Source organism: Micromonospora humi, assembly GCF_900090105.1.
GTDB classification, from domain to species: Bacteria; Actinomycetota; Actinomycetes; order Mycobacteriales; family Micromonosporaceae; genus Micromonospora; species Micromonospora humi.
On record NZ_FMDM01000002.1, the window covers coordinates 251,156 to 274,596 of the forward strand.

General features: G+C 75.6%; 20 protein-coding genes. 4 read left to right on the plus strand and 16 right to left on the minus strand.

What is annotated here, in order from left to right:
- Positions 1 to 2: 2 nt before the first annotated feature.
- Together GA0070213_RS04220 and GA0070213_RS04225 are read left to right on the plus strand one after the other, a co-directional pair.
- On the plus strand, positions 3 to 1,631 hold the full coding sequence (locus tag GA0070213_RS04220) for an isovaleryl-CoA dehydrogenase (RefSeq protein ID WP_091057488.1): 1,629 nt from the start codon (positions 3 to 5) through the stop codon (positions 1,629 to 1,631).
- 2 nt (positions 1,632 to 1,633) lie between these two features.
- Entirely contained in the window at positions 1,634 to 2,455 is an 822-nt protein-coding gene (locus GA0070213_RS04225) for an MOSC domain-containing protein (protein WP_091057492.1), read from the plus strand.
- Between the two features lie 40 nt (positions 2,456 to 2,495).
- On the opposite strand, the gene GA0070213_RS04230 is transcribed toward GA0070213_RS04225, so the two are convergent.
- The 3 genes from GA0070213_RS04230 to GA0070213_RS04240 all read right to left on the minus strand — a co-directional run bounded on the left by GA0070213_RS04230 (position 2,496) and on the right by GA0070213_RS04240 (position 6,579).
- On the minus strand, positions 2,496 to 2,891 hold the full coding sequence (locus GA0070213_RS04230; protein WP_091057497.1) for a hypothetical protein: 396 nt from the start codon (positions 2,889 to 2,891) through the stop codon (positions 2,496 to 2,498).
- Positions 2,892 to 3,050: 159 nt separating this feature from the next.
- Positions 3,051 to 6,002 (minus strand): AfsR/SARP family transcriptional regulator, encoded by a 2,952-nt coding sequence (locus tag GA0070213_RS04235; protein WP_091057501.1) that lies wholly within the window; start codon positions 6,000 to 6,002, stop codon positions 3,051 to 3,053.
- Positions 5,983 to 6,579 (minus strand): GNAT family N-acetyltransferase, encoded by a 597-nt coding sequence (locus tag GA0070213_RS04240; RefSeq protein WP_091057506.1) that lies wholly within the window; start codon positions 6,577 to 6,579, stop codon positions 5,983 to 5,985. The genes GA0070213_RS04235 and GA0070213_RS04240 overlap by 20 nt, the downstream gene beginning before the upstream one ends.
- Positions 6,580 to 6,612: 33 nt before the next feature.
- Here GA0070213_RS04240 and GA0070213_RS04245 point away from each other — a divergent pair, with 33 nt between their 5' ends.
- Positions 6,613 to 7,824, plus strand: a complete 1,212-nt coding sequence (locus GA0070213_RS04245; protein WP_091057510.1) for a MalY/PatB family protein — start codon at positions 6,613 to 6,615, stop codon at positions 7,822 to 7,824.
- Positions 7,825 to 8,083: 259 nt separating this feature from the next.
- On the opposite strand, the gene GA0070213_RS04250 is transcribed toward GA0070213_RS04245, so the two are convergent.
- Positions 8,084 to 9,181: a winged helix DNA-binding domain-containing protein gene (locus GA0070213_RS04250; protein ID WP_091057512.1), complete on the minus strand. Its 1,098-nt coding sequence runs from the start codon at positions 9,179 to 9,181 to the stop codon at positions 8,084 to 8,086.
- 36 nt (positions 9,182 to 9,217) lie between these two features.
- Positions 9,218 to 9,796 carry a mycothiol transferase gene (locus GA0070213_RS04255; protein WP_217628578.1) on the minus strand — a complete coding sequence of 193 codons (579 nt, stop codon included), beginning with the start codon at positions 9,794 to 9,796 and terminating at the stop codon, positions 9,218 to 9,220.
- Between the two features lie 96 nt (positions 9,797 to 9,892).
- Between GA0070213_RS04255 and GA0070213_RS04260 the strand changes: the two genes are divergently transcribed.
- Complete coding sequence (locus tag GA0070213_RS04260; protein ID WP_175441191.1) at positions 9,893 to 10,876, plus strand: helix-turn-helix transcriptional regulator; 984 nt, start codon at positions 9,893 to 9,895, stop codon at positions 10,874 to 10,876.
- Positions 10,877 to 11,006: 130 nt separating this feature from the next.
- Here GA0070213_RS04260 and GA0070213_RS04265 read toward each other — a convergent pair whose 3' ends face one another.
- From GA0070213_RS04265 to GA0070213_RS04315, 11 genes are all read right to left on the minus strand, one after another.
- A complete protein-coding gene (locus GA0070213_RS04265; RefSeq protein ID WP_139128616.1) occupies positions 11,007 to 11,807 on the minus strand; it encodes a hypothetical protein in 801 nt (266 codons plus the stop codon).
- A gap of 45 nt (positions 11,808 to 11,852) precedes the next feature.
- A complete protein-coding gene (locus tag GA0070213_RS04270; protein WP_091057522.1) occupies positions 11,853 to 12,164 on the minus strand; it encodes an NIPSNAP family protein in 312 nt (103 codons plus the stop codon).
- A gap of 21 nt (positions 12,165 to 12,185) precedes the next feature.
- On the minus strand, positions 12,186 to 13,301 hold the full coding sequence (locus GA0070213_RS04275; protein WP_091057526.1) for an LLM class flavin-dependent oxidoreductase: 1,116 nt from the start codon (positions 13,299 to 13,301) through the stop codon (positions 12,186 to 12,188).
- 17 nt (positions 13,302 to 13,318) lie between these two features.
- Positions 13,319 to 14,380 (minus strand): LLM class flavin-dependent oxidoreductase, encoded by a 1,062-nt coding sequence (locus GA0070213_RS04280; RefSeq protein ID WP_091057529.1) that lies wholly within the window; start codon positions 14,378 to 14,380, stop codon positions 13,319 to 13,321.
- Positions 14,377 to 15,732, minus strand: a complete 1,356-nt coding sequence (locus GA0070213_RS04285) for an NtaA/DmoA family FMN-dependent monooxygenase (RefSeq protein WP_091057532.1) — start codon at positions 15,730 to 15,732, stop codon at positions 14,377 to 14,379. The genes GA0070213_RS04280 and GA0070213_RS04285 overlap by 4 nt, the downstream gene beginning before the upstream one ends.
- Before the next feature lie 14 nt (positions 15,733 to 15,746).
- Complete coding sequence (locus GA0070213_RS04290) at positions 15,747 to 16,955, minus strand: LLM class flavin-dependent oxidoreductase (RefSeq protein WP_091057535.1); 1,209 nt, start codon at positions 16,953 to 16,955, stop codon at positions 15,747 to 15,749.
- Positions 16,956 to 16,965: 10 nt separating this feature from the next.
- Positions 16,966 to 18,615 carry a dipeptide ABC transporter ATP-binding protein gene (locus GA0070213_RS04295; RefSeq protein ID WP_091058536.1) on the minus strand — a complete coding sequence of 550 codons (1,650 nt, stop codon included), beginning with the start codon at positions 18,613 to 18,615 and terminating at the stop codon, positions 16,966 to 16,968.
- Positions 18,615 to 19,505 (minus strand): ABC transporter permease, encoded by an 891-nt coding sequence (locus GA0070213_RS04300; RefSeq protein WP_091057537.1) that lies wholly within the window; start codon positions 19,503 to 19,505, stop codon positions 18,615 to 18,617. The genes GA0070213_RS04295 and GA0070213_RS04300 overlap by 1 nt, the downstream gene beginning before the upstream one ends.
- Positions 19,506 to 19,507: 2 nt before the next feature.
- On the minus strand, positions 19,508 to 20,443 hold the full coding sequence (locus GA0070213_RS04305) for an ABC transporter permease (protein WP_091057540.1): 936 nt from the start codon (positions 20,441 to 20,443) through the stop codon (positions 19,508 to 19,510).
- On the minus strand, positions 20,443 to 22,086 hold the full coding sequence (locus GA0070213_RS04310) for an ABC transporter substrate-binding protein (protein WP_091057544.1): 1,644 nt from the start codon (positions 22,084 to 22,086) through the stop codon (positions 20,443 to 20,445). Before GA0070213_RS04310 ends, GA0070213_RS04305 begins: the two co-directional genes overlap by 1 nt.
- Positions 22,087 to 22,511: 425 nt before the next feature.
- Complete coding sequence (locus tag GA0070213_RS04315; RefSeq protein ID WP_175441192.1) at positions 22,512 to 23,414, minus strand: zinc-binding dehydrogenase; 903 nt, start codon at positions 23,412 to 23,414, stop codon at positions 22,512 to 22,514.
- Positions 23,415 to 23,441 lie beyond the last annotated feature (27 nt).

Genomic DNA, 23,441 nt, shown 5'->3' on the forward strand with positions numbered 1-23,441 from the left:
CCGTGCCCACACACGAGGTCGTCAACCAGGTCCCGCCGCTGGTCGGCCACGACACCGCCGACGACCCGGCGCTGCTCGACGGCCTGGCCCGCGAGGGCGCCGGCTGGGCCACCGCCGGGCTGCACGACCTGGGCCGGCTGGCCGGCGGCGAGGCGGCCACCGAGCACGGCCGGCTGGCCAACGAGCACCCGCCCGTGCTGCGCACCCACGACCGGTTCGGCCACCGCGTCGACGAGGTGGAGTTCCACCCGTCCTGGCACGAGCTGATGCGCACCGCGGTCGGGCACGGCCTGCACGCGGCGCCGTGGGCCGATGCCCGGCCCGGCACGCACGTCGCGCGCGCCGCCGGCTTCTACGTGTGGCGGCCGGACGCCGGGCACGGCTGCCCGATCTCGATGACCTACGCGGCGGTGCCCGCGCTGCGGCACAGCCCGGAGCTGGCCGCGCGCTACGAACCGCTGCTCACCAGCACCGAGTACGACTTCGGGCTGCGCCCGCCGACCGGCAAGCGCGGCCTGCTGGCCGGCATGTCGATGACCGAGAAGCAGGGCGGCTCGGACGTGCGCGCCAACACCACCACCGCCCGGCCGGAGCCCGACGGCAGTTACCGGCTGGTCGGGCACAAGTGGTTCACCTCGGCGCCGATGTGCGACCTGTTCCTCACCCTCGCCCAGGCGCCCGGCGGCCTCACCTGCTTCCTGGTCCCCCGCGTCCTGCCCGACGGCACCCGCAACCCGATGCGGCTGATGCGGCTCAAGGACAAACTCGGCAACCGCTCCAACGCCTCCGCCGAGATCGAGTACGAGCACGCGGTGGCGTGGCGCGTCGGCGACGAGGGCCGGGGCGTCCGCACCATCATCGACATGGTCAACCTGACCCGGCTGGACTGCGTGATCGGCGCCGCGGCCGGCATGCGCCAGGGCGTCACCACGGCCGTGCACCACACCACCCACCGGCAGGCGTTCGGCCGCCACCTGGCCGACCAGCCCCTGATGCGCAACGTCCTGGCCGACCTGGCGGTGGAGTCCGAGGCCGCCACCGTCCTGATGATGCGGCTGGCCGGCGCGACCGACCGGTCGGCGCGCGGCGACGCCGGCGAGACCGCGTTCAAGCGGCTCGCCCTCGCCGTCGGCAAGTACTGGGTGTGCAAGCGCTGGCCCGGGCACGCCGCCGAGGCCCTGGAGTGCCTGGGCGGCAACGGCTACGTCGAGGAGTCCGGCATGCCGCGGCTGTTCCGCGAGTCGCCGCTGAACTCGATCTGGGAGGGCTCCGGCAACGTCGCCGCGCTGGACGTGCTGCGCGCGCTCACCCGCGAGCCGCAGGTGCTGGCCGCGTACGAGGCGGAGGTGGCCGCCGCGGCCGGCGCGGACCGGCGTCTGGACGCCGCGGTCCGGCGGGTGCGCGACGAGTTGGCCGACCACACCGACCTGGAGTTGCGGGCCCGACGCGTGGTGGAGCGTCTCGCGCTGGTGCTGCAGGGCGCGCTGCTGGTCCGCCACGGCCATCCCGCCGTCGCCGACGCGTTCTGCGCGTCGCGCCTCGACGGCGACCACGGCCAGGCGTACGGGACGCTGCCCGCCGGGGTCGACCTGGCCGCGATCATCGACCGGGCCACCCCGAAGGTCGGCTGAGCGTGCGACTCGTCTCGACGCACGTCCACCCGGTGAAGTCCCTCGCCGGGGTGGACGTCGACCACGCCACTGTCGAGCCGTGGGGGCTGCGCCACGACCGGCGCTGGGTGCTCCTGCAACCCGACGGCGCGGTGCTGACCGCCCGCACCACGCCCGGGACACTCGGCCTGACCGCCACGCCCGGGCCCGGGTCGATCACGCTCACCGACCGGCACGCCGCGTCCCTGACGGTCGCCGAGCCGGTGGACGGGTCACCGGCCGGCACCACGCTGTCCCGGCTGGACACGCTGCGGCTGGCCGCCGCCGAGGCGCACGACTGGCTCTCCGAGCGGCTGGGCCGGCGGGTGCGGCTGGCCTGGCTGGACGACCCGCGACGCCGGCCGGTCTCCGCCACGCACGGCGGCCGGCCGGGCGACCCGCTGAACCTGTCCGACGCCGGCCCGCTGCTGCTCGCCACGCTGCCGTCGCTGCGCCGCCTGCGTGACTGGATCGTCGAGGGCGCGCTGGAGCGGGGCGAGCCGGCCCCGGACCCGTTGCCGATGGCGCGGTTCCGCCCCACAGTCGTCCTCGACGGGCCGGTCGAGCCGTTCGCCGAGGACGGCTGGGCCCGGGTCCGGATCGGCGCGGTCGACTTCCGGGTCGCCGAACGCTGCGACCGTTGCCAGCTCACCCTGATCGACCCGGAGACGCTCACCCGGGGCAAGGAACCGATCCGCACGTTGGCGCGGCACCGGCGGCAGGACGGGAAGACCTGGTTCGGGGTCCGGTTGATTCCGGTGACCACCGGCGGGATCTCCGTCGGCGACCCGGTCGTCGCCGGCTGACGGCGGCGGCACGGCCCCCTCGACGCGCCGCCGCCGACGCTCAGCGCTTCGGCTCGCCCGGGCACCAGCCGAGGTGGCTGGTCGCGTCCGAGTAGGTGGTGGTGTTGGCGTTGGCCATCCAGCCGTAGGTGCTGGTGCCGTCGATCCGACCCCAGAACCAGACGTTGTCGTACTGGTTGACCGTGAAGCACCAGAGCCACAACTTCGTTCCGGCACCGACGTACTGGACGGTCCCGCAGGCCGCCTCCGGCGCCTTCTTGAGGTTGGCCCCGATCCTCATGATCGCATAACCGTCGTCGTAGTTCGCGACCTGCTGACTGCTGCAGTTGGCAGCGGCCGGAGCGACGGCGGCAGCGGCGGCCGGCGTCGCTGCGGTCGCCACCGTCAGGGCGGCCGCGGTGATCGGTACGAGCGTGAGCGAGGTCAGGTCGAGCATGGGCAGACTCCTTCCGCGCACGATGCGCAAAGACGGACGGTGCATTGGTGCAGCGCTGCTGACCAGGACAATCGGTCCTTCCGGCACGCATGATCGGCGCCGGGCGGCGAATGGGGATCGCCGGGTCACCCCCGATGACGGTGACGCTACCGACAGCCGCTAAGAAGTCGCTAAGCGCGCGGACGCCGTCGCGAGGTCGATCCCGGACCGCGCCCGGGCTTGCTCGTCGGCCTCCCCGACCCGGGTGGCGATGTCGAGCGCCTCGCGGTGGCAGCGCAACGACGCCCGGTGGTCGCCGGCGAACCGGTGCGCCTCCCCCAGCGTGTTCAACGCGTTCGCCCGCAGGTCCGGGCCGAGATCGCGGGCGAGTTCCACCGCCTCGACGGCGGCCCGCACCGCGTCGTCGTGCCGGCCGGTACGGGAGTAGCTGAACGCCAGGTTCGCCAACGCGTTGGCCTGCCCGGGGCGGCTCCCGGTGCGCCGTTGGAACGCCAGGGCGCGCAGCGCATACGGAATCGCCTCGGCGTGCCGACCCAACCGGGCGTGCAGCAGGCCGACGTTGTTCTCCACACTCGCCAGCCCGGGCCCGCCGACGACGCGTTGCAGCGACAGCGCCCGCAGCGCCTGCTCCAGCGCCTCCTCGTCCCGGCCGGCGAGGTGCAGGTCGACGCTCAGGCTGCTCAGCGCCGACGCCTCCCACTGACCGTCGCCGGCCGAGTGGAACAGCACCACGGCCCGCCGGTACTCGGCGATCGCGTCCTCGTGCCGGCCGAGCCGGCGGAAGACCGTCGCGAGGTGGTGGCGGGTGGTCGCCTCGCCGACGGGCTGGCCGAGCCGGACGTGGCGGTCCAGCGCGTCGCGGAGCAGTTCCAGCGCCCGGTCCGTGCGGCCCGCGGTGTCGTAGGCCTGCCCCAGCGCGGTCAGCGTGTGCGCCTCGGCGACCGGGTCGTCGAGGCGGCGGGCCGCCGCCGCGGCGGCGCGCAGCGTCACCAGCGCGTCATCGACCTGACCGCGCCGCACCAGGTACGGCTGGAGGACGTGCACCAGCACCACCGCGTTGCGCCACGACGGCAGGTCCGCCGCGCCGTGGATCGCCGCCCGCAGGTTCGTGAACTCCGCGTCGAGCCAGCGCAACGCCGCCTCCCCGTCCCCGAAGCCCGGTACCGGCGCGGCGGGCTCCGGCGGGCGCCCGACCGGGGGCAGCGGGAAGCGGCGGATCAGCCGGGTGGCCCGATCGGCCGCCGCGACGTACCAGTCGACGAGCCGGCGCCGCGCGGTGGCGGCCTCGTCCGGTGTCGCCGCCGCCTGCCGGGCGGCATATCGGCGGAGCAGGTCGTGCAGCTCGTAGCGGCCGGGCCGGACCTGCTGCACCAGGTGCTCGTCGAGCAACGCCTCCAGGTCCCGCTCCGCGTCCGCCGGGTCGCCGCCGGCCAGCGCCGCCGTCGACGCCGCGGTCACGTCGTCGCCGAGGTGCACGCCGAGCAGCCGGAACAGCCGCTGCCGGCCGGCCGGCAGCGCCCGGTACGACAGGGCGAAAACGTCCTCGACGCCGCGGGCGCCGGCGTCGAACTCGGCCAGCCCCCGGTCGGTGTCGCTGAGCCGCGCCAGCAGGTGCTCGACCCGCCACGCCGGTCGCCCGCGCAGCCGCCGCCCGGCGACCGCGACGGCCAGCGGCAGGTGCCCGCACCGACCCGCGAGTTCCTCGACCGAGGCCGGCTCGGCGGCGACCCGGTCCCGCCCGAGCATCCCGGTCAGCAGCTCCCGCGCCTCGCCGGGACTGAACACGTCCAGCAGGATCACACCCGCGCCGTCCAGGGCCAGGGCGCGCCGGCTGGTGACGATCACCAGGCATCCCGAGGTGGCGGGCAGCAGCGGCGACACCTGGGCCTCGTCCGCGGCGTTGTCCAGCACGAGCACCACCCGCCGGTCGGCCAGCCGGTCGCGCAGCAGCGCCGACCGGTCGTCGACGGACTCGGGGATCGCCGGGGCCGGCACCCCGAGCCGGCGCAGCAACGACTCCAGCACCGCGCCGGGAGCGACCGGCGTCGACTCGGCGCTGAACCCGTGCAGGTCCAGATAGAACTGCCCGTCCGGGTAGCTGGCCGCGAGCCGGTGCGCGGCGTGCACCGCGAACCGGGTCTTGCCCACGCCGGCCATGCCCTCGACGGCGACGATCGGCACCGCGCCGGCCGATGCGCTGCGCGCGAGCTGGCCGCGCAGCGCCCGGAGTTCCCGCTCCCGGCCGACGAAGTCGGCGATGTCCGGCGGGAGCTGCCGCACGGCGCTCGCCGGCGCCGGGGTGGTCGCCGGGCCGGCCGGACCGGGCTCGCCGGACAGGATCCGCCGGTGCAGGTCCTGGGTCGGCACGGCCGGCTCGATGCCCAGCTCCCGCACCAGCCGCCCGCGCAGCTCCCGGTAGGCGGACAGCGCGTCGGCCGGCCGGCCGAGCCGGTCGTGCACCGTCATCAGCTGCCGGTGGAGCCGCTCGTCCAGCGGACGCTCGCCGATCAGCGCGCCCAGCTCGGCGACCAGGCCGGTGAGCCGCCCGTCGGCGAGGCGCGCGTCGACCAGCTCGGCGGCGGCGTCGAGGCGCGCCTCGTGCAACGTCGCGGCGGTGGACTCGATCGATCGGCCGGTCAGGCCGCTGAACGCCGGCCCGCGCCAGCGCCCCAGCGCCACCTCCAGCAGGCGCAGCGCGGCCGCGTTGTCGCCGGTCGCCCGCGCGGCCGCCGCCGCGGCCACCTCGTCGGAGAACTGCCGCAGGTCGAAGCCGCCGGGCGCGGTGTGCAGCAGGTAGGCCGACGGCCGGGTGACGATCGGGGCGGCGGCCCGGCCACCGGGCGCCAGCCGGCGGCGCAGCTCGGAGATGATGCCCTGCACCTGCACCCGGTAGGAGCGCGGCGGCCGGTCCCGCCACAGCTCCGCCACGAAGCCGTCGATCGGGACCGGCTGGTCGGCGTGGCACAGCAGCAGCGCCAACGCCACCGCGTGCTGCGGCCCACCCAGCGCGATCGGCTCGCCGCGACGTTCGACGGTGAGCGGCCCGAGCACGCGGAAGGAGAGCTCGCCGTCGGCCGGCCCGCTGGTCGGGTCATCTGCGAGGGCTGGCACCGCTGGAATCTACCAACGCGTCCCGACGCGACCGCCACTCCTCGGCCAGCACGGCGAAGACGAGCTGGTCGGCCCACTCACCACGGAACCGGTAGCTGCGCACGTGCCGGGCCTCGCGCCGCATGCCGAGCCGAACCGCCAGCCGCGCGGACGCCTCGTTACCGGCGTGGCACCGGGCGATCACCCGGTGCAGCCCGAACTCCCCGAAACCCCAGTCCAGCACCGCCGTGGTCGCCTCGGTGGCCAGGCCACGGCCGGCGTGGTCGGGGTGGAAGACGTAGCCGAGTTCGGCGGTGCGGTCGGTCCGGCTGCGCCAGACCAGCTCCACCGCGCCGACCACCCGGGTGCCGGCCACCGCGGCCAGCGTCAGGCAGTCGCCCTCGGCGCGCAGCGCGTCCTCGCCGGCCATCGCGGCCACCGACGCCCGGGACTGTTCCCGGGTACGCGGCTCGGCGCCGAGCATCCAGCGGACCACGTCGGGGCGGCGTTGCCAGGCGTGCACGTCGTCGAGGTCGTCGAGGGTGACCGGCCGCAGGAGCAGCCGGGCCGTACGCAGCGGGTAGCTCGGGTGGGCCATCGGGCGATGGTAGGGCCACCTACCGTGTACCCCATGAGCGTTTCCGCCGACGACCGCAATCCGCTGACCCGGCTCACGCTCGACCAGCTCCGCCGGCGCACCAGCGTGAAGTGGCGGCTGTACCCGCCGGACGTGCTGCCGCTGTGGGTGGCGGAGCAGGACGTGCCGCTGGCGCCGCCGGTGGCCGACGCGCTGCGCCGCGCCGTCGAGCTGGGCGACACCGGCTACTCGTTCGGGACGGCGTACGCGGAGGCGCTCGGTGGATTCGCCGCGCAGCGGTGGGGCTGGGCGGACTTCCCGGTCGGGCGCAGCACGCTGGTGCCCGACGTGATGATGGGCGTGGTCGAGGTACTGCGGCTGGTCACCGGCCCGGGCGACGCGGTGGTGGTGTGTCCCCCGGTCTACCCGCCGTTCTACGCGTTCCTCACACACGCCGACCGGCGGGTGCTCGAGGCCCCGCTCGGGCCGGACCGGCGGCTGGACCTCGCCGCGCTGGACGAGGCGTTCCGCCGGGCGCGCGCGGTCGGCGACCGGCCGGCGTTCCTGCTCTGCAACCCGCACAACCCGACCGGGGTGGTGCCTCGGGATGACGAGTTGGCGGCCGTCGCCGAGCTGGCCGCGCGGCACGGCGTGCGGGTGGTCTCCGACGAGATCCACGCCCCGCTGGTGCTGGCCGGCGCGCGGTTCACCCCGTACCTCACGGTGCCCGGCGCGGAGGACGCGTTCGCCCTGGTCTCGGCGTCGAAGGCGTGGAACCTGGCCGGCCTGAAGGCGGCGCTGGCGGTCGCCGGGCCGGCGGCCGCGGCCGACCTGGCCCGGATGCCGGAGGAGGTCAGCCACGGCCCCAGCCACCTCGGGGTGCTCGCGCACACCGCCGCGTTCCGCGACGGCGGGCCCTGGCTCGACCTGCTGCTCGACGGCCTCGACGCCAACCGCGCGTTGCTCGGGTCGCTGCTGGCCGAGCACCTGCCCGACGTGTCGTGGCACCCGCCCGAGGGGACGTACCTCGCCTGGCTGGACTGCACCCGCCTCGGCGTGCCCACCGAGGCGCCCGGTGACGGGCCGGGGGTGGCCAGCGACCTGGCCGGCCCGGCGCGGATGTTCCTCGACGACGCCCGGGTGGCGCTCAGCTCCGGGCACGTCTTCGGCGCCGGCGGCGTCGGCTTCGTCCGCCTCAACTTCGCCACCTCACCGGCCGTGCTGACCGAGGCGGTGACCCGGATGGGCCGGACTACGCGCGGGTGACGCCGGGCTGATGGGGCGTGGCGCACTGCCGGCAGGCCGACAGCTGTCGAATGGCTGATGGCCGGCGTCCGCCGGCCGGCCGGTACTGCGGGAATGCTGACGGGACGTGACGGGCTGCTCACCGAGGCCCGCGCGGCGCTGGTCCGGGCCGGTGGCGCGGTGCTGGTGGGTCCGGCCGGGGTGGGCCGGTGCCCGACGCGGTGCTCACGCTGTGGAAGGACGCGGGGCTGCGCCGGTTGTCGGTGCCGCCGCTGGCAGGTCAGCCGGGTGACGCGGCGACGCGAACCCGGTCGCTGTCCCCGTCGGAGAGGAACGACGCCAGCGCCGCGCCCTCCTCGGCGGTCGCTGCCCGTTCGGCCCGGGTGAGCGCGCGCAGCGGGGTGACCAGCACGTCGCCGGCCTCGACGGTCCAGGTCGCCGACACCCGGCCGTCCACCAGCACCACCCGCGTCCCGGCGACGGAGAGGTTGCGGTGGGCGTCGTCGATGATCCGGCCGCGGTCGTGGTAGCCGAGCACGGCGTTGTCGAAGGCGGGCAGGAATCGGACCGGCGCGGGGGTGTCGGAGTCCGGACGCGGCGCGTCCGGCAGGTCGAGCAACACCCGGCCGCGCTCGTCGCGGAACGCCACCAGCTCGTCGCGGACCGCGGCCACCGCGGCCGACAGTCCGGCCAGCCCGCACCAGGCGCGCAGGTCCGCCGAGGCCGCCGGCCCGTACGCGGCCAGGTAGCGCCGGACCAGTTCCCGCCCGACCGGGTCGGCGCCGTCCGGGGCGGGTGGGTCGACCTCCCGGCCCAGCCACGTCGCGAGTGCGACAGCGCGGACGCCGGCGCTGGTCCGCCACAACCCACGCGGTGGCGCCTGCGCGGTCGGCACGAGGGCGATCGTCATCTCGCCCAGCGCCCGTCGGTCGGATGCCGGCCAGCGGGCGGCGAGCACCCGCACGATCTCGGCCGTGGTGCGCGGTTCGCCGTCGGCCAACACCGCCCGGCCGGCCGCGGCGAGTTCGTCGAGGTCCACCCCGTCGAACTCGCCGCGGTACACGCCGAGCACCCGCTGGCGCAGCATGCCGCCGTGGCGGGACCGCCAGGCCAGCACGTCGTCCGCGGTGAGCAGGTGCACGGTGCGGCGCATCAGGTGGGTACGCACCAGCCGGCGGCGCACCAGCAGGTCGGACACGTCCGCCGGGTCGACGTCGCGCAGCCGCGACCAGAGCCCGACGTACGGCTCCTGCGGCTCCTGGGCCTGGAGCCCGCAGAGGTGCGCCACGGCGTTGACGGCCGGCAGGTCGGCGCGGTCGAGCAGCAGTTGTCGGGCCAAGGTGGCCCGGTTGAGCGCCCGGTTGTCGAGCACGGTCATCCGGTCGGTCCGTCCCTTCCGCCGTCGTCGGCCGGTTCAGGCGGTGGTCCGCCGGTCGAGGGTCTCGCGCAGGATCTCCGCGTGCCCGGTGTGCTGGCGGGTCTCGGCGAGGACGTGCATCAGCACGGCGCGCACGCTCAGCACCGTGCCGGGCTCGTTCCACGGCGCCTCCGGCACCGGCTGCGCCGCCGACAGGTCGTCGACGCCGGCCACGATCTCCACGGTCCGGGCGGCCACCCGGGCGTACCGGTCGAGGATGGCGGGCAGCGTGTCCTCGGGCAGCATCTGGAAGGTGCGCTCCCGGTCGACCAACCACTGTGGCAGCTCACGCGCCGTGCCGGCCATGATGTCGGCCCAGGCGACGCCGTCGGGCAGGGTGAACGTCATCGTCGCCGGGCCCTCGACCACGAACCGCAGCCAGGCCTTCTCGCCGGAGGCCACATGCTTGAGCACGCCGCCCAGGCAGAGCGCGCTGGCGGTGGGGCGTTCGCCGGCCTGGGCGTCGGTGAGGTCGCGCACGGTGGCGGTCAGCGCGGCCCGGGCGCCGGCGAGCGCCTTGAGCAGGTCGGCCCGCTCGGCGTCGAGGGTGGTGGCGGTCGCGTTGGGGACGGTCATGGTCATCGGTTCCTTCCGGTCCTTCTTCGGGTACGGCTCCACACTCGCAGCCGTAGCGGTCAGTTTGTGTCCGCTACTGCCGGCAGAATGCGTGTCATGCCGACGGCCTCATCGCGACTGCTCGCCCTGCTGTCCCTGTTGCAGGCCCGCCGCGACTGGCCGGGCGCGGTGCTGGCCGAGCGCCTCGGCGTCAGCCCGCGCACCGTGCGCCGCGACGTGGACCGGCTGCGCGAGCTGGGCTACCCGGTCGCGAGCGCCAAGGGGCCGGACGGTGGCTACCGGTTGGGGGCCGGCTCGGCGCTGCCGCCGCTGCTCTTCGACGACGAGCAGGCCGTCGCGCTCACGGTGGCGTTGCAGACCGCCGCCACCAGCGTCACCGGCATCGAGGAGGCCGCCGCGCGGGCGCTGACCACGGTGCGGCAGGTGATGCCGGCCCGGCTGCGGCACCGCGTCGACGCCCTGCGGGTCGTCGCCGTGCAGCGGGCCGGCGCCGCCACGAAGCCCCGGGTCGAGCCGGCTCTGCTGATGGCGCTCAGCGCCGCCGTGCACGCCCGCGAGGAGCTGCGCTTCGACTATCCGCCCGCGCCGACGGCGGCCCCGGCCGACGGGGTGCCGCCGCCGCGCCGGACGCAGCCGCACCACCTGGTCACCTGGGGTGGGCGCTGGTATCTGGTCGCGTGGGACCTGGACCGGGCCGACTGGCGCACCTTCCGCGTCGACCGGATCCGCCCGCGGACGCCCACCGGCCCCCGGTTCACGCCCCGCGAGCTGCCCGGCGGGGACGTGGCCGCCTACGTGGCCGGCCGGTTCACCGGGGCGACCGGCCCCGGCGACTGGCCGTGCCGGGGTGAGGTGATCCTCGACCTGCCCGCCCGGACGGTGTCCGCGTGGACCCGCGACGGCGTCGTCGAGGAACTCGGTCCGGACCGGTGCCGGCTGGTGCTGGGCGCCTGGTCCTGGCCGGGCCTGGCCGCCGTGCTCGGCCGCTACGACGCCGACATCGAGGTGGTCGGCCCACCCGAGCTGCGAGAAGCCTTCGCCCACCTGGCCCGCCGCTACACCGCCGCCGCCCAGCCGTAACCCCCTCCCCTCCCCCTCCCCGCGATCTTGCACTTCCTGCCCCGACATACAGGACTTTCCCCGCATACACGGGGCCGAATGTGCAAGATCGCGGGGTGGGGCGGGGGGCGGGGGGCGGGGGGGCGAGGGGCTAGGGACGGGGGAGGCGGTTCGTGGCGCGGAACGACGGCCAGCCGTGCGGCCAGGTGTCGGGCCAGTCGTCGCCGCTCTGGCCGGGTCCGGCCAGCGCGCCGGGATCGCGCCCGACCACGTCCCGGGCGAGACGCTCGGCGACGTCGGCGACATCCGCCGCGGACAGGTACGCCCAGCGGGTCAACCACGGCGCCAACACCTGGTCGACCAGCGCCACACCGCGGTCCGTCGGCAGCCCGGCCGCGGTGAGCAGCCAGGTCAGCAACCGACGGCACGGGCCGTACCAGTAGTCCGCGTCCTCGGCCCAGGCCGACCCGGCGGTCAGCAGCTCGGCGAACGCCGCCTCCCACGCCGCGAGGGCCGCGTCCGGCCCGGCGAGCGCCGCGTCGGCCAGCGCCGGCAGCAGCCGGTCGAACCGTTCGGCCACCTCCTCCAGCCACTGTCGCCAGTCCACGAGTGCCGCGGCGACCCGGGTCAGCGTCTCCGGTCCGGAGGTGACGATCTGCGAGAAGTAGTGCCAGAGCGAACGCGGACCCCAGTGCCAGCCGTAGGCCCAGCGGCCGTAGTGGCCCATCAGGGCGTCGGTCATGGCCGCGTTCCAGTCGGAGGCCAGACGGTCCGCCTCGCGGGACGCGGCCCAGGCGGCCTCGTCGAGATGTTGGCGTGGGCGCGGCACGGGAGCGGCGGGCGGCACCGGCGGCGCGAGCCGCCGTATGACATCGGCCGCCTCGGCGGCGTCGAACGGGTGCCGGGCGGGGTCGACCTCCGCCCATTCGTCCAAGCGAGGCCAACTCGTCATCGCCGCCAGTCTAGGGCGGCCACCCGCACCCGCGACGCCCCGAACTCAGTCCGCCGGCAACAGCGGGCGCATGAACGTGCGCTCGTAGCGCAGGACGCAGCCCGACTCGTCGCGGATCCGGTCGGCGGCGAGGAACTCCGGGTCCGTGCCGAACCGCGTGCGGTAGCGCTCGTACGCCGCCAGGCTCTCGAAGCTGAACAGCGCCTCGGCCCGGTCGCTGGCGCCCTCGGCGGGCAGGAAGTAGCCGTGGTGCACGCCGCCGTGCCGCCGCACCAGCCGCATCCAGGCGCGGGCGAACCGCTCGAACGCCTCGATCTGACCGGGATCGATGGTGTAGTGCACCACGCAGGTGATCATGCGAACACCATAGCGGCGTGGTCAGCGCAGCCACTCCTTGGCGAGCAGCTCGTAGGAGGCGACCCGGTCGGTGTGGTCGTGGGTGATGGTGGTGACCAGCAGCTCGTCGGCGCCGGTGGCGTCGCGCAGCACCCGCAGCCGTTCGGCGACCGTCTCCGGCGCGCCGACGAACTGGGTGTCCACCCGGTCGGCGACCAGCGCCCGGTCCTCGTCCGTCCACGGCTGCGCGGCGGCCTGCTCCGGGCTGGGGAAGGGCGCCGCGCCGCCCCCGGCGCGGATGCTGCGTACCCAGATGCCGTAGGGCGCGGCCAGCCGGCGGGCCTGCGCGTCGGTGGGCGCCACCACGACGTCGGCCGACACCAGTACGTACGGCCGGGCCAGCGTCGCCGACGGCCGGAACGCCTCCCGGTAGGCGGCGACCGCCTCCAGCACGGTCGCCGGGCTGACGTGGTAGTTGGCGGCGAACGGCAACCCCCGGGCACCGGCCAGCCGGGCGCTCTCCCCGCCGCTGCTGCCGAGCAGCCAGACCTCCAGGTCGGCGCTCTCGCCGGGCACCGCGTGCGCGTCCAGGCCGGTGGCGTCGCGGTAGTCGCCGCGCAGCAGCGCCAGGACGTCGGCGAGTTGCTCGGCGAACGGCGGCGGCTGCGCGCCGGGCTGGTGCAGCAACGCGCCGGCCAGCGCGAACCGCGGCGAGGTGAGCAGGTGGGCGAAGGAGAACGGTGGGGGGAGGAGCAGCCCGTCGACCACCCGCGCGGCGGCCGGCGGCGGCGGGTCGTCGGCCGTCGCCTCCACCCGGCGCTGCCCGGAGCGGCCGAGGCCGAGGTCGATCCGGCCCGGGTGCAGCGCCGCGAGGGTGCCGAACTCCTCGACCACCGCGAGGGCGGTGCGGTGGCCGACCTGGACCGCGCCGGAGCCGACCCGGATGGTGTCGGTCGCGGCCGCCACCGCCCCGATCAGGACCGCGGGCGCGGAGCTGGCGACCCCGGCGGCGAGGTGGTGCTCGGCCAGCCAGTAGCGGTGGTAGCCGAACTGCTCCACCCGGCGGGCCAGGTCCACGGTGTTGCGCAACGCGTCGCCCACCTGCGCGCCGGCGGGCACCGGAGCCAGGTCGAGCACGGAGAGCGGGATGGCGGTCATGGGTTCCCCGTTCGAGGTCAGGCCGTCGGGGTGACGGACGGCGGGAAGGGACGGCTGGGGATCTCCCGGCGCAGCACCGGGGCCACTTCGGCCTGGAACAACTCCAGGCTCGCCCGGTGCTGCTTCTCGGTCAGCCCGTCGGCGTCGGCGGAGAGGTGCATCACCTCGTGACCGAACCGCTCGTGGTAGCGCAGCACCTTGTCGACGATCTGCTGCGGACTGCCGACCAGGATCGAGCTGCGCTCGATGGCGTCGGACAGGGTCGGGAAGACCGGCTCGACGCCGAGACGCCGGAACGCGGCGACCCGCGCCTCGAAGATCGGCCGGTACGTCTCGCGGGCCTCCTGGGAGGTGCGGGCGACGTGGAAGCCCGCGGTGCCCGCGCCGACGAGCGCGTCGGCGGGGTCGTGTCCGTGGTGGACCCACCGCTCGCGGTAGTAGCGGATCAGCTCGGCGTACGGCTCGATCGGGTTGGTGACGTTGGCGGAGAAGATCGGATCGCCCCACCGGGCGGCGAGGTCGACGGACTCGCGGCTGGTGGCGCTGCCGTGCCAGACCCGGACCGGCTGCTGCAACGGCCGCGGCCAGGTCTCGGCGTCGACCAGCGGTGGCCGGTACCGGCCGGACCAGGTGACCTTCTCCTCCCGCCACAGCCGGCGGAACAGCTCGTAGCCTTCCCGGTTGCGGTCCCACTGGTCTTCGGCCGTGACGTGGAACAGCTGCGCCTGCGCGGCGCCGTTGCCCTTGCCGATGATCAGTTCGAGCCGACCGCCGGAGAGGTGGTCGAGGGTGGCGTAGTCCTCGTAGGCGCGGACCGGGTCGAGCAGGCTCAGCGTGGTGACCGCGGTGAACAGCCGGATGGCGGCGGTGCGTGCGGCGATGTGGCTGAGCACGACCGGCGGCGCCGAGGAGATGAACGGCCGCTCGTGCCGCTCGCCGACGCCGAACCCGTCGAAGCCGAGCTGCTCGGCGAGCACGGCGGTGTCGACCACCTCGCGCAGCCGCGCCGTGGTGCTCCGTCGTTGGCCGGTCACCGGGTCCGGCAGATGGGTGATCAGCGTGATCAGCAGGACCTTCACCCGGCCACCGCCGCTTCCCGCGTCCGGGCCGGCCGGAGCCCGAGGTGCTCGCGCAGCGTCGTGCCGGTGTAGCGGGTCCGGAACACGCCGCGTTCCTGGAGCAGCGGGACGACCCGGTCGACGAACTCGTCGAGCCCACCGGGGGTCAGGTGCGGCACCAGGATGAAGCCGTCGGCGGCGTCGGACTGCACGAAGTGGTTCATCTGCTCGGCGACCCGGCCCGGGGTGCCCACGAAGGACTGCCGGCCGGTGACCTCGATGACCAGGTCGCGGACACCCAATCCTTTCTCCTCGGCCAGGGCCCGCCACTGCCGTGCGGTGGCCACCGGGTCGGCGTACATGCCGGCGCGGCCCCGGCTGATCGCGTCGGCGGAGACGTCCGGGTCGACGGCGGGCAGCGGGCCGTCCGGGTCCAGGCCGGACAGGTCCCGGTTCCACAGCTGCTCCAGCAGCAGGATCGCGGTCTGCGGGCTCACCTGCTGGCGGCGGATGTGGTGGGCACGTTCCTGCGCCTCGGCGTCGGTGTCGCCGAGGACGAACGTCACCCCCGGAATGATCTTCAAATCGTCGGGGTGACGGCCGTGGCGGGCCAGGCGCGCCTTCACGTCCCGATAGAACTCCTGCCCGTCGGCGAGGGTGCCGTGCCGGGAGAAGATCGCGTCGGCGCCGGCGGCGGCGAACTCGCGCCCGTCGGGTGAGTCGCCGGCCTGCAGGATCACCGGGTGCACCTGCGGGGTGCGGGGCACGGTGAAGTGCCCGGCGATGTCGAACTGCTCACCGTGGTGGGCGAACCCGCCCGGGTCGGCGACGTCGAGGTACCGGCCGCCGTCGCGGTCACCCACGAACGGATCCGCAGGCCACGACTCCCACAGCTCCCGCGCGGTACGCACGAACTCGGCGGCCCGCTCGTAGCGCAGCGACCGGTCCAGATAGCCGCCCCGACGGAAGTTCTCCCCGGTGAACGCGTCGGAGGTGGTGACCACGTTCCAGGCGGCCCGGCCGCCGGAGAGGTGGTCCAGCGTCGCGAGCTGCCGGGCCAGCTCGTACGGCTCGCGGAACGTGGTGTTCAGCGTGCCGGCGAGACCCAGGTGGGTGGTGACCGCGGCGAGGGCGGCCAGCACGGTCAGCGTGTCCGGCCGGCCGACCACGTCGAGGTCGTGGATGCGTCCGCGTTGCTCGCGCAGGCGCAGCCCCTCGGCGAGGAAGAAGAAGTCGAACAGTCCCCGCTCGGCGGTGCGGGCCAGGTGGACGAAGGAGGCGAAGTCGATGTGGCTGCCGGAGGCCGGGTCGCTCCACACGGTCGTGTTGTTCACGCCCGGGAAGTGCGCGGCGAGGATGATCTGCTTGGGCACGGCGGTCTCCAGGGTCAGGCGGTCGCCGGGGCGGCGTACCGGTTGGCCGGGCGGGGCAGGCCGAGCAGGTCGCGCAGCGTCCCGCCCGGATAGCCGGCGCGGAACAGCCCCCGGTCCCGCAGCGCCGGCGCCAGCGCCCGGGTGATCGCGGTCAGGTCGTCCGGCAGCACCGCCGGGCGCAGCCGGAAGCCGTCCAGCCCGGCCCGGCGCCACTCGGCGAGCAGGTCGGCCAGCTGGCCCGGGGTGCCGGTGAACGCGGCGGCGTCGGAGGTGAACGCCGCGCCGGCCAGCTCGTCGAGGTGGTCGCGGCGGCGGCGGGCGGCGCCGGGGGTGTCGTCGAGCAGCACCACCAGGTCGGCCAGGACGCGCAGCGGCGGGTCGATCCGCCCGACGGTCTCCTCGGCGGCCCGGATCTCGGCCACGATCGCGGCGGCGTGGCCGGCGTCGGTCGGGGTGACGAACACGACGTCGGCGTGCCGGGCGGCGAACGCGTACGGCACCGGGGCGTGGGCCAGCGCCGCCACCACCGGCTGACCCTGCGGCGGGCGCGGCACGATGGACGGTCCCTTGACCGAGAACCAGCGACCGGTGAAGTCGGTGTAGTGCAGCCGCTCCCGGTCGACGAACCGGCCGGTGGCGACGTCCCGGATCTCCGCGTCGTCCTGCCAGCTGTCCCAGAGCCCCCGGACCACCTCCACCGCGTCGGCCGCCTCGGCGAAGAGGTCGCCGACGAGGCGTACGGTCGCCGGGTCGTCCGGTCGGGCCGGGTCCAGCGGGGGCAGCTCGCGCCGGCCGAAGTGGGCGGCCTCGGCGCTGCGGGCGGAGACGCGCGGCCGCCAGCCGGCCCGGCCGCCGCTGACATGGTCGAGGGTGGCCACCGCGGTGGAGACGTGGAACGGCTCGGTGTGGGTGACGCTGGTGGTCGGCACCAGGCCGATGTGCCGGGTCAGCGGCGCGATCCGGGCGGCGACCAGCAGCGCGTCCAGCCGGCCCCGGACCTGGTCGACGCGGCCGTCCGGGCGGTCCGGGAGCACGGACTGCAGATCGAGGCTGTCCTCCAGGGTGACCAGGTCCAGCGCGGCGCGCTCGGCCTCGCCGGCGAGGCTCGCCCACCAGCGGGAGGTGAACGGCGCCTCGACCGGGGCGCGGGACAGCCGCCAGGCGGCGGGGTGCCAGCCGAGCCCGTCGAGCGCGACGGCCAGGTGCAGAGTGGGTTCGGGCATCGGGGGCCTCCTACGGTCGGCCGGCGGTGACCAGCGCCGGCAGCGCGTCCACCAGGGCGCGGGTGTACTCGTGTCGGGGATAGCTGAAGACGTCGCCGACCGGTCCCTGCTCGACCACCGCGCCGTCGCGCATCACCAGCACCCGGTCGGCGAGGTGGTGCACCACGCCCAGGTCGTGGGAGATGAACAGCAGCGCGGTGCCGTCGGCGGCGCGCAGCTCGGCGAGCAGGTCGAGGATCTGGGCCTGGACGGAGACGTCGAGGGCGGACACCGGCTCGTCGCAGACGATCAGGCTGGGCCGTGGGGCGAGCGCCCGGGCGATGGCGAGGCGTTGCCGCTGCCCGCCGGAGAGGCCCCGCGGGTGCCGGTCCAGCAGGTCCGGGCCGAGGCCGACGCGGCGCAGCAGCTCGACCACCCGCTCCCGCCGGTCGGCGCGGTCGCCGCCCGGTTCGAGGTTCTCCGCGACGACCCGGCCGACGGGGTAGCGCGGGTCGAAGGAGCTGAGCGGGTCCTGGGAGATCACCTGGAGCCGGCGACGGCGGGGGCGGCGCGCCCGCTCGGCGACGCCGGTCCACGGCGCCCGCTCGAAGGTGACCTCGCCGCCGTCCGGGGCGAGCAGGCCGGCCACGATCCGGGCGACGGTGCTCTTGCCGGAGCCGGACTCCCCCACCAGGCCGAGGGTCTCGCCCCGGGCGACGGTGAGGGAGACGTCCCGGACCACGGTGTGCGTCCCGTACCGCTTGGTGAGGCCGGCCGCGACGAGCACGGCGTCGCCCGGGTCGACCGGTGGGCGGGCGGGCAGCGGCGGGCGGCTCAGCACCGGCACGCCGCAGTGCTCCCGCAGTCGCGGCGGCTCGGCGAGCCGCCGCCCGCGCGACGACGCGGAGGGCACCGCGGCGAGCAACTGCCGGGTGTACGGGTGGGCCGGCGCGCTGAGCAGCCGCGCGGTCGGTCCCTGCTCGACGATCTCGCCGTCGCGCATCACCAGCACCCGGTCGGCGAGCCGGCCGACCACGGCCAGGTCGTGGCTGATCAGCAGCAGGCTCTGCCCGGCGTCGCGCCGTTCGGCCAGCAGCGCGAGGATCTGTGCCTGCACCGTGACGTCCAGCGCGGTGGTGGGCTCGTCCGCGATCAGCAGGGCGGGTTCGGCGGCGATCGCCGTGGCGATCAGCGCCCGTTGCCGCAGGCCGCCGGAGAGCTGGTGCGGGTGCTGGCGGGCTCGCCGCGCCGGCTCCGGCACGTGCACCTGGTCGAGCAGGCGCACGGCCCGGCCGGCCCGCTCGGCGCGACCGACGATGCCGTGGGTGGCGAGCACCTCGCCGATCTCCGCGCCGACGGTGCGCAGCGGGTCGAGCGAGCCCAGCGCGTCCTGGACCACCAGCCCGGCCAGCCGGCCGCGGACCCGCCGCCACTGCCGGGGGCGAAGACCGCGCACGTCGCGCCCGCCCAGCGCCAGGCGGGCGGCGCGGACCCGGGCGGTCGGACCGGCGAGACCGACGAGGGTGCGGGCGGTGACGCTCTTGCCGGAGCCGGACTCGCCCACCACGGCCACGCACTCGCCGGCCTCGACGGTCAGGCTGACGCCGCGCACCGCGGCGACCGGCCCGGTCGGGGTGGCGAAGTCGACGTGCAGGTCCTCGACCTCGACCAGCGGCGCCATCACGACCACCGCCCGTCGAAGCGGGCCTGCCAGTGCCGGCCCAGCACGGTCAGCGCGGCCACGGTGAGCGTGACCGCCAGTCCGGGCAGGACGCTGATCCACCAGGCGACCTGGAGGTAGTTGCGCCCCTCGGAGAGCATCGCCCCCCACTCCGGGGAGGGCGGCTGCGGGCCCATGCCGAGGAAGCTGAGCCCGGCGGCGGCCAGGATCGCCTCGCCGAGGCCGATCACGGCGAGCACCGGCACCGGACCGACCACGTTGGGCAGGATGTGCCGCACCACCAGGCGGGGCCGGGACGACCCGAAGGTGATCGCCTGCTCCACGTAGCCGGAGCGGCGCACCAGCAGCGTCTGGCCGCGGACCACCCGCGCGTAGTGGGGCAGCGTGGCCACCCCGATGGCCACGATCAGGCTGATCGTGCCCGGCCCGGCCACCGTGATGAACAGCAGCGCCAGCAGCAGCATCGGGAACGCCGACAGCGCGTCGAAGGAGCGGCTGAGCGCCTCGTCGGCGAACCGGTGGGCCAGGCCGGCGAGCAGGCCGAGCAGCACCCCGGCGGTGACCGCGACGGCGGTGGCCGCGATGCCGATGGTGAGCGAGTGCGCGGCGCCGTGCACCACCCGGGTCCACACGTCGCGGCCCAGGTGGTCGGTGCCGAACCAGTGCGCCGCGCCGGGCGGGGTGAGCACGACCCGCGGGTCGGCGGCGAGCGGGTCGCCGGGGGCCAGCAGCCGGGGCGCGACCGCCGCGACGGCCAGGGCGGCCAGGTACGCCCCGGCGACCACCACCCCGGGCCGGGGCGGACGACGCCGCCGGAGAGCCGGCCCCACGCCGGCCACGTCGGCGGGCGCGCCGACACCGGTGGAGACGTCGGTCAGGGTCACGGTCATGGTCAGCTCCTTCGCAGCCGCGGGTCGACGAGCAGGTACGTCAGGTCGGCGGCGGTGTTGACCGCCACGTAGACGGCGGCGGAGAGGGTCACCACGGCGAGCACCACCGGCATGTCCTTGGCGGTGACCGCGGCGAGGGTGACCTGGCCGAGGCCGGGCCGGCCGAAGACCTGCTCGACGATGACCGCGCCGCCGAGCAGGATGCCGAACAGCCAGCCGGCGAGCGTGACCGCCGGCAGCGAGGCGTGCCGCAGCGCGTGGCGCAGCAGCACCACCCGTTCCCGTACGCCGCGGGCGCGGGCGGTGAGCACGAACGGCTCGTCCAGGGCCCGGTCCAGGCCGTCGCGCAGCACCTGGGCGAGCAGCCCGGCGATGGGCAGCGCGAGCGTGACCGCCGGCAGCACCAGCGATCCGAAGCCGTGCGCGCCGGCGACCGGGAAGAGTCCGAACCGGAACGACAGCACGCTGAGCAGCACGATGCCGATGAGGAACGACGGGGTGGAGACCAGCAGCAGTTCCGCGCCGGAGCTGGCCCGGCGCAGCCAGGGCCGCCGGTCGCCGGCGGTGCCGATCGCGACGGTGACGGCCAGCAGCACGCCGAGGCCGGCCGCGGCGAGCGCCAGGGCGAGGGTCGGGGCGAGCTGTTCGCCGATCACCTCGGCCACCGGGCGTTGCAGCAGGTACGAGCGGCCGAGGTCGCCGGTGACGAGCCGGCCGAGGTAGTCGAGGTACTGCACCACGGCGGGCCGGTCCAGGCCCCACTCGGCGACGATGTCGGCGCGGATCTGCGGGGTGTCCGCCCCTTCCCCGACGATCGCGTCGACGGTGTCGCCGGGCGCGGCGAGCAGGGCCAGGTACGCGGCGGTCGCCGCGGCCCAGAGCACGACCAGTCCGGAGCCGACCCGACGCAGCACGGGCCGTAGCGGTGAGCCGGCCATCAGTTGCCGATCCACAGGTCGTACGCGCTCGCGGGCACCCCGGCGGTGGGTTCGAAGCGGACACCACCGACGGCGGTGCTGGCGGCGATCTGGTCGGCCGGGGCGTACAGCGGCAGCACCAGTGCCTGCTCGGTGACCACCCGCTGCTGCAGGTCGGCGTAGACGGCGGCGCGCCTGCCCGGGTCGGCGGTGGCCTGCCCGGCCTCGAGGAGCGCGTCGGTGCGCCTGTCGTCGGTGCGGGTGCGGTTGATCCCGCCCTTGCTGTGCAGCAGCAGGTTGAGCGCGGCGCCGGCGTCGGTGTCGGCGCGGGAGTTGTCGAACACCTCGTACTGGTTGGTCTCGAACGCCTGCTGGGCGGTGCCCTGGTCGACGAGGGTGATCTTCAGGTCGATGCCGGCGCTCTGCTTGACCGCGGCCTGCACGGCCTGGGCGAGGATGTCGCGGCGGTCCCGCACGTACGGGGCGGCCTGCACCAGCCGGACGGTGAGCCGCTTGCCGGCGCGGGTGCGGTAGCCGTCGGCGTCGCGTCCGGTCCAGCCGGCCTGGTCCAGCAGGGCGTTGGCCTTGGCGGTGTCGCCGCCGTAGGTGCCCTCCAGGCGCTTGTCGTAGAGCGGGCTGGACGGGCTGACGACGCTCCAGGCCCGGGTGGCGGTGTCGCGGTAGACCGCCTTGAGCACCGCGTCCACGTCGACGGCCTCCCGGAACGCCTGCCGGACCCGCTTGTCGTCGAAGGGGGCGTGCGAGGTGTTGAGGTAGTACGAGTAGGCCGAGCCGGAGTTGAGCTGCCGGCTCAGGCGCAGCGTGGGGTTGGCGGTGACGGTCGGCTGATCGGTGGCCGGCACGCCCTCGATGAGCTGCACCTGGCCGGAGGTGAGGGCCCCGACCCGGACCGCGGACTCCTTGAGGAACCGGTAGGTGATGCCGTCGAGGTGCGCCGGTCCGGTGTGGCCGGCGGTGGGCGGCGCCCAGTCGTAGGCCGGGTTGCGCTTGTAGTGCAGCTCCTGCCCGGGCACGTAGCGGTCCAGCACGAACGGGCCGGTGCCGGCCAGGTCGACGCCGCCGGCCTTGAGGTTCTTCGCCTCGCGCAGCGACCGGGGTGACACCTGGGCGCCCTGCGGGGAGGCGAGGAAGTCGAGGATGAGCACGTCGGGTGCGGTCAGCAGCAGGCGCACCCGGCGCGGGTCGAGCACCTGCACCTCCTTGAGGTTGTGCAGCTGCACGGCGGCGACCGTCGGGGCGTACCCGGGCTCGCGGAGCTTGTCGATGTTGGCCTTGACGGCCGCCGCGTCGAACGCGGCGCCGTCGGAGAAGGTCACCTTGTCGCGCAGCGTGAGGGTGTACGAGAGGCCGTCCGGCGCGGCCTGCCACGCGGTGGCCAGCCAGGGCACGAGCCGGCCCTGCTGGTCGTAGGTGAGCAGCGACTCGAACGTGTTCCAGACCAGCAGTCGGACCTTCGCCTGGGCGTACTGGTGCGGGTTGAGGGTGATCGGCTCGGTCTCGACGGCCCAGGTGACGGTGCCGCCGGAGCGTGGCGCGCCGGCGGTGCCGGCGGCCGGCGCGGGGCCGGTGGAGCAGCCGGCGAGCGTGACGAGCAGGGCGGTGAGCGCGACGGCGGCGCGGGTGCGCAGGGGGTGCGCGGGCATGGTGGACTCTCCTGTCCAGGCAGGCGGAAGCGGGTACGCCGGAACCCCGAGCCGGCCGGTGGGCGCGGGTCGGTGGCGGGTTCACGGGGTGGGAAGCGGCGGTCGGCTCGGCGGTGAGCCCCACCTGGGCGGGCCGGCTCGGCGGGCCCGGCGCGGGTGCGGGTGCCGGGTCAGGTCGGACAGGAGCTCGACCACACCCGACCGAAGTCGATGTGGCCGCGGATCGTCAACCGCAGCTCGCTGGACATGTCGTCGAGTCCACCCGGCGGGCCGGGTGATGTCAACGAAAGCGTGAGCGGATGTCGGTTATCGCACGTCGGCCGACGATTCCGTTGACCGATAACCTACTAAGGCTATAGGATTTGCAGGTATTGCGCCCGGGTCGGCGCGGACCACCCCACGGCCGGGACCGGCCCGGGACGCGGTCAGTCCACGTCGAGCAGGACCTTGCCCGCGACCCGGCGGCCCAGCAGGGCCGTGGCCGCCTCGTCGAGCCGCCGCCAGGAACCCCGCCACCCCACCGGGATCTCCAGCGCGCCCGCGCGAACCCGGGCCACCAGGTCGGCGAGGTCGGCCGCCGGCGCGGAGACGTCGCCCACCGAGCGCAGCGAGCGCGACGCACCGGGGGCGAACGTGGAGTTGACCGGGAAGGTAGCCGGCTCGCCGGAGGCCCAGCCGACGCTGAGCAGCGTCCCACCGGGCGCGAGCAGCCGCCAGGCGTCCACCAGGTGCGCGCCGCCCACCGTCTCCACCACCACGTCGACCGGCCCGGCCACCGACCCCAGGCCGACCACGACCTCGTCCGCGCCCAGCTCGGCCAGCCCGGCGCCGCGTCCGGCGGCGCCCACCACGGCGACCACCCGGGCGCCACCGGCCCGGGCCAGCTGCACGGCGATCCGGCCCACTCCCCCGGACGCCCCGGTGACCAGCACCCGACGACCGGACAGCGGCCCGGCGTCGCGCAGGGCCCGCAGCGCGGTCAGGCCCACCGTGGGCAGCGCGGCGAAGCGCGCCACGTCCCCCTCCGGCGGCACCGTCGCCACCGCGTCCGACCGGAACACCGCGCGCTGCGCCCACGCGCCGACGCCGAGCGCCACCACCCGGTCGCCGACGCGCGGCCCCCCGTCAGCGGCGCGTACCACCCGACCCACCGCGTCGTGGCCGAGGACGGTGCCCGCCGGCCAGGCGCGTACGTGCCGCACCTCGCCGTGGTTCACCCCGACGTGCTCGACCTCGACCAGCACCTCGTCCGGGCCGGGCTCGGGCTCGGGCACGTCGGTCAGCCGGTGCCCCGGCTCGACGTCGGGAGCGGCGACGATGGCGCGCACGGCAACCTCCGGGGATCGAGGATCGTA

Coding starts and splice junctions, on each gene's coding strand:
- GA0070213_RS04265 (WP_139128616.1), bottom strand. CDS start 11,807: ATGACGAGTTGGCCTCGCTTGGACGAATGGGCGGAGGTCGACCCCGCC.
- GA0070213_RS04275 (WP_091057526.1), bottom strand. CDS start 13,301: ATGACCGCCATCCCGCTCTCCGTGCTCGACCTGGCTCCGGTGCCCGCC.
- GA0070213_RS04245 (WP_091057510.1), top strand. CDS start 6,613: ATGAGCGTTTCCGCCGACGACCGCAATCCGCTGACCCGGCTCACGCTC.
- GA0070213_RS04270 (WP_091057522.1), bottom strand. CDS start 12,164: ATGATCACCTGCGTGGTGCACTACACCATCGATCCCGGTCAGATCGAG.
- GA0070213_RS04255 (WP_217628578.1), bottom strand. CDS start 9,796: ATGACCGTCCCCAACGCGACCGCCACCACCCTCGACGCCGAGCGGGCC.
- GA0070213_RS04250 (WP_091057512.1), bottom strand. CDS start 9,181: ATGACCGTGCTCGACAACCGGGCGCTCAACCGGGCCACCTTGGCCCGA.
- GA0070213_RS04230 (WP_091057497.1), bottom strand. CDS start 2,891: ATGCTCGACCTGACCTCGCTCACGCTCGTACCGATCACCGCGGCCGCC.
- GA0070213_RS04305 (WP_091057540.1), bottom strand. CDS start 20,443: ATGGCCGGCTCACCGCTACGGCCCGTGCTGCGTCGGGTCGGCTCCGGA.
- GA0070213_RS04260 (WP_175441191.1), top strand. CDS start 9,893: ATGCCGACGGCCTCATCGCGACTGCTCGCCCTGCTGTCCCTGTTGCAG.
- GA0070213_RS04300 (WP_091057537.1), bottom strand. CDS start 19,505: ATGACCGTGACCCTGACCGACGTCTCCACCGGTGTCGGCGCGCCCGCC.
- GA0070213_RS04295 (WP_091058536.1), bottom strand. CDS start 18,615: ATGGCGCCGCTGGTCGAGGTCGAGGACCTGCACGTCGACTTCGCCACC.
- GA0070213_RS04290 (WP_091057535.1), bottom strand. CDS start 16,955: ATGCCCGAACCCACTCTGCACCTGGCCGTCGCGCTCGACGGGCTCGGC.
- GA0070213_RS04240 (WP_091057506.1), bottom strand. CDS start 6,579: ATGGCCCACCCGAGCTACCCGCTGCGTACGGCCCGGCTGCTCCTGCGG.
- GA0070213_RS04310 (WP_091057544.1), bottom strand. CDS start 22,086: ATGCCCGCGCACCCCCTGCGCACCCGCGCCGCCGTCGCGCTCACCGCC.